The following is a 3,992-nucleotide window of genomic DNA, read 5'->3' as shown; positions in this document are numbered from 1 at the left end:
CCCACCCCCCTCACGCCGCCGGGGACCTCAGCGCCCCCTGACGTCGTGCACACGGAAAGCAGCACAGCGATGAGCCACAGCAGGGGCAGAGGGCTGGAGGCCGGTGCCCTCAGCCTGACCGACACCGTGGTGATGGCAATCGCGGACGTCGCCCCGACGTATTCGCTGGCCGCGACGACGGCCGTGCTCGTCGCGGCGGCCGGCACGGCAGGTCCGGCGGCACTGCTGTACTGCGCGATACCGATGGCGGGGATCGCGCTGGCCTTCAGCTGTCTCAGCCGGATCGATGTGAACGCGGGCGCCAGTTACTCGTGGGTGGGCCGAACGCTCCATCCCTTCCTCGGTTTTGTCAGCGGCTGGGCGCTGGTGGTGTCGGCGACGCTGTTCATGGTGGCGGGTTCGCTGCCGGCGGGCTCGCTGACGCTGGCGCTGTTCGACGAGGAACTCGCCGAGAGCACCGCGCTGTCGACAGTGGTGGGGGCGGGCTGGTTCCTGCTGATGCTGGGCGTGGTGCTCGGCGGTGCGCGGCTGACGGTGCGTGCGCAGTTGCTGATGTCGGGGGTGGAGCTGGCGATCCTGCTGCTGTTCGCGGTGCCGGCGCTGTGGCATGCCGGGCAGGCCCGCCCGTTCGACTGGTCGTGGCTCGGGACGGCCCGGTTCGACGGGGTGTCGGGGTTCGCGTCGGCGGCGCTGGTGGCGGCGTTCTACTACTGGGGCTGGGACGTGGCCTGCAATCTCAGCGAGGAGACCCGTGACAGCCGCCGTACGACGGGGCCGGCGGGGTTGATCGGGCTGGGCGTGGTGTTCGTCCTGTTCGAGGTGTACACGATCGCGGTGACCACGGTCCTGACACCGGAGGAGATCGCGGACGGCGGGACGAACGCGCTGGCGGCACTGGGCGAGGCGGTGTGGCCCGGGTGGGGCGGGCGGGTGCTGGCGGTGGCGGTGATGCTGTCGACGATCGCCACGCTGGAGACGACGCTGATCCAGGTGACGCGGTCGCTGTTCGCGATGGGCCGGGACCGTACGATGCCGGCTGCGCTGGGCCGGGTGCATCCGCGCTGGAACACGCCGTGGGTGGCGATCGTGGTGGTCGGGGCGGTGGCGCTGGTGATGCTGGTCGCCGCCAACGCGCTCGGCACGGTCGGGGACATCCTCTCGGACGCGATCCAGGCGATCGGCCTGCAGATCGCCGTCTACTACGGGCTGGCCGGGCTGGCGGCGGTCGTCGCGTACCGGAGGGTGCTGCTGAGATCGCCGCTGCATCTGCTGCTGGGCGGAGTCGGGCCGCTGCTGGGTTCGGCGTTCATGTTCTGGGTGTTCGTGGAGTCGCTGGGCGAGCTGAGCGGGGCCGCGGTCGCGATCGGGCTGGGCGGGCTGGCCGCCGGGGTGCCGCCGATGCTGTGGTACTGGCGGCGGGGCAGCGAGTACTACCGGCCGGCCCGGCTCGACGCCACGCGCAGCGTGCCCACGGAGTACGACGGGTCGCCCAAGGGCCCGGCCGCGTCGCCGCACCCCTACGAGGGCCTGCCCACCGACTTCTGAGCCGAGGGGGCGTGATGGCACGAGAGCGTTTCGCTCCCGACTTCGACCCCGACTGCGGGGACACGGCGCTGACGTCGGCGCGGCAGGACGTCGTCATCGGCCGCTGGCAGGGGCTGCGGGAGCTGCTGCGGGCCACCGGCGCGGACTGGGAGGTGCGCGGGCACCGGGTGCGGATGCTGGCGGAGGCGTGCGCGGACAGGTCGGCGGTGGAGATGTGGCTGGCCGCGGAGCCGGACAGCGCGGACGCGCTGGTGCTGCGGGCGGCGACGGAGACCAGCCGGGTGTTCCGGCTGGCGATCGCCGCGGGCCGGGGTGTGCCGGTCGAGCAACGGCGGCTCGACTCGGCGGTACGGGCCTGCCTGGCCGCCGCCGAGGCGGCACCGGACGACCCGACGCCGTGGGTGTCGCTGATCTCCGTGGCGCGGCTGTACCCGGCGGGCGTGCGGCGCGGCGAACTGGCCCGCTGGTGGGACGAGTTGTACCGCCGCGACCCGTACAGCGGTGAGGGGCACCTTCAGGTGCTGCACTATTACTCGGCCCGCTGGCACGGCACGCACGGCCTGATGTACGACTTCGCGCGGGAGGCGGCCGGTGCCGCGCCGGAGGGCAGCCCGCTGCCGGTGCTGGTGCAGTACGCGCGCGTGGAGGAGTACCGGTACGCGCTCGACGCCGCCGGCGGCGACCGGGGCGCGGTCGGGCTCGGTCACTTCGGTCACGACGGCGCCGTCAGCGACGTACGGCGCACCTGGCAGCGGTGGATCAGCGCGCGCCCGCCGGGCCCGGTCACCCCGGCCGAGCTGCGCGACGTCAGCTGTCTGGCGCACGCGGCGTGTCTCGCGGGCGTGCGGGACGTCGCGGCGGAGCTGCTGCGTCTGCTGGGCCGGCGGGCGACGCGGACACCGTGGTCCTACACCGGCGACCCGGCCCGTCAGATCCTCAGGTGGCGCAAGGAACTCGGGGTGGGGTGAGCGGGGGGCGGGCCGTGCGGGCACAGGGTGGTGCCCTTCAGGGTCCGCCGGACGGGGCCCGGCCCGGCTCAGGCGTCGCGGAGTGCGGCGAGCGCGGTGTCCAGGTCGGCCGGGCGGGGCCGGTTGTGGGGCAGCCGGGAGAGGAGCGCCGCCATGCCGCAGGTGTCGGTGAGGGCGGAGAACACCAGGCCGCCCGCTACGGCGGCCGACAGCAGCCGGAAGGCAGGATGCACCAGCACCCCGAGCAGCAGTCCGAGCAGGACGACGGTGCCGGCGGTGAACCGCACCTGGCGTTCCATGCTCCAGCCGGCCCGGACACCGCTCCCGGCGGGCCGGTGCAGGTCGTGGCCGGCGGCGGCCCAGGCGCCGGTGCCGCCGGTGAGGGTGGCGGCGGTGACGCCGTGCTCGGCGAGGAGGAGGCAGGCACGCCGGGAGCGGTTGCCGGACGCGCACACGACGAGGACGTCCCGGCGGGCGGCGGCGTCCCGTACGGCGTCCACGGCGTGCGGCAGCCGGTCGAGCGGCACGTTGACCGCGCCGGGCACATGGCCGGAGGCGTACTCGCCGGGTGTGCGCACGTCGAGGACGGTCAGTGCGCCGAGCCTGGTGCGGGCCTGCTCGACGGTGAAGGCGACGGGAGCGGAGGAGGGGGAGGTCATGGCAGAGGGATCCTTGTGCGTCGACGTCGTCCCGAAGCGGGACGTACAGTACCCCTAGGGGTATTCAGGGAGGAGCGATTGTGGAACTGGAGCTGGAGGGCGACGACCTGAAGGCGGTGCTGAACCGTCTGCGCCGCGCCCAGGGTCAGATCTCCGGGGTGATCCGGATGATCGAGGAGGGACGTGACTGCGAGGAGGTCGTCACCCAGCTCGCCGCGGCCTCGCGGGCCCTGGACCGGGCCGGGTTCGCGATCATCGCCACGGGTCTGCAGAAGTGCGTGACCGACATGGAGTCGGGCCGCGCCGACGGGGAGAACCCCGAGGCGATGCGCGCCCGCCTGGAGAAACTCTTCCTGTCCTTGGCCTGAGCCGTCCCGGGGCCGTGCCGGCCGCCGCGCGGCCCTGCCGCTGTGCGGGCCTCACAGCGCCGCGTCCAGCAGCATGAAGGCGGCCACTGCCAGCAGCAGTACGGCGAAGACGCGCCGCAGGGCGTCCGCGGACACCTTGGCGGCGAGCCGCCTGCCGTCCCACGCGCCGAGGACGGCGGCGCCGATGAACGGCCCGGTGACGGACCAGTCCAGGGTGCCGATCGTGCCGGAGCGCAGCGCGAGCGCGGCCGGCGCGTTGACGGTGATCACGAGCAGGCTGGTGCCGACGGCCGCCCGCATCCGCATTCCCAGGACCCCTGTGAGCGCGGGTACGACGAGGAAGCCGCCGCCGACGCCGAGCACTCCGGTCAGCCCGCCGAGGCCGGCGCCCGCTGCGGCGGCTTGTGCGGGGCGGACCCGGGTGACGGTCCGGGGGGTGCCCGGGGCGGTGG

The 3,992-nt window shown here is 74.1% G+C and carries 5 protein-coding genes; 3 read left to right on the top strand and 2 right to left on the bottom strand.

The genetic code is table 11. The annotated features are described in order from the left end of the window. Nucleotides 1-69 precede the first annotated feature (69 nt). Nucleotides 70-1,545 (top strand): APC family permease, encoded by a 1,476-nt coding sequence (locus tag MTQ10_RS28620; RefSeq protein ID WP_247473254.1) that lies wholly within the window; start codon nucleotides 70-72, stop codon nucleotides 1,543-1,545. A gap of 14 nt (nucleotides 1,546-1,559) precedes the next feature. Beyond that, complete coding sequence (locus MTQ10_RS28615) at nucleotides 1,560-2,513, top strand: hypothetical protein (RefSeq protein ID WP_247473253.1); 954 nt, start codon at nucleotides 1,560-1,562, stop codon at nucleotides 2,511-2,513. 68 nt (nucleotides 2,514-2,581) lie between these two features. On the opposite strand, the gene MTQ10_RS28610 is transcribed toward MTQ10_RS28615, so the two are convergent. Next, nucleotides 2,582-3,172, bottom strand: a complete 591-nt coding sequence (locus MTQ10_RS28610) for a rhodanese-like domain-containing protein (RefSeq protein WP_247473252.1) — start codon at nucleotides 3,170-3,172, stop codon at nucleotides 2,582-2,584. Between the two features lie 80 nt (nucleotides 3,173-3,252). On the opposite strand from MTQ10_RS28610, the gene MTQ10_RS28605 reads away from it, so the two are divergent. Further along, the gene (locus MTQ10_RS28605; protein WP_247473251.1) at nucleotides 3,253-3,540 is read left to right on the top strand and encodes a metal-sensitive transcriptional regulator; all 288 of its coding nucleotides are present in this window, start codon (nucleotides 3,253-3,255) and stop codon (nucleotides 3,538-3,540) included. A gap of 51 nt (nucleotides 3,541-3,591) precedes the next feature. Here the strand turns inward: MTQ10_RS28605 and MTQ10_RS28600 are convergent. Further along, nucleotides 3,592-3,992: sulfite exporter TauE/SafE family protein (locus MTQ10_RS28600; RefSeq protein WP_247473250.1), on the bottom strand; the 401-nt coding region annotated here is incomplete at its 5' end.

It is taken from the genome of Streptomyces sp. XM83C, assembly GCF_023072675.1.
Lineage (GTDB): Bacteria > Actinomycetota > Actinomycetes > Streptomycetales > Streptomycetaceae > Streptomyces > Streptomyces thermocoprophilus.
The sequence above is the reverse complement of the archived record's forward strand: the minus strand, read 5'-3'. Positions and strand labels throughout refer to the sequence as shown.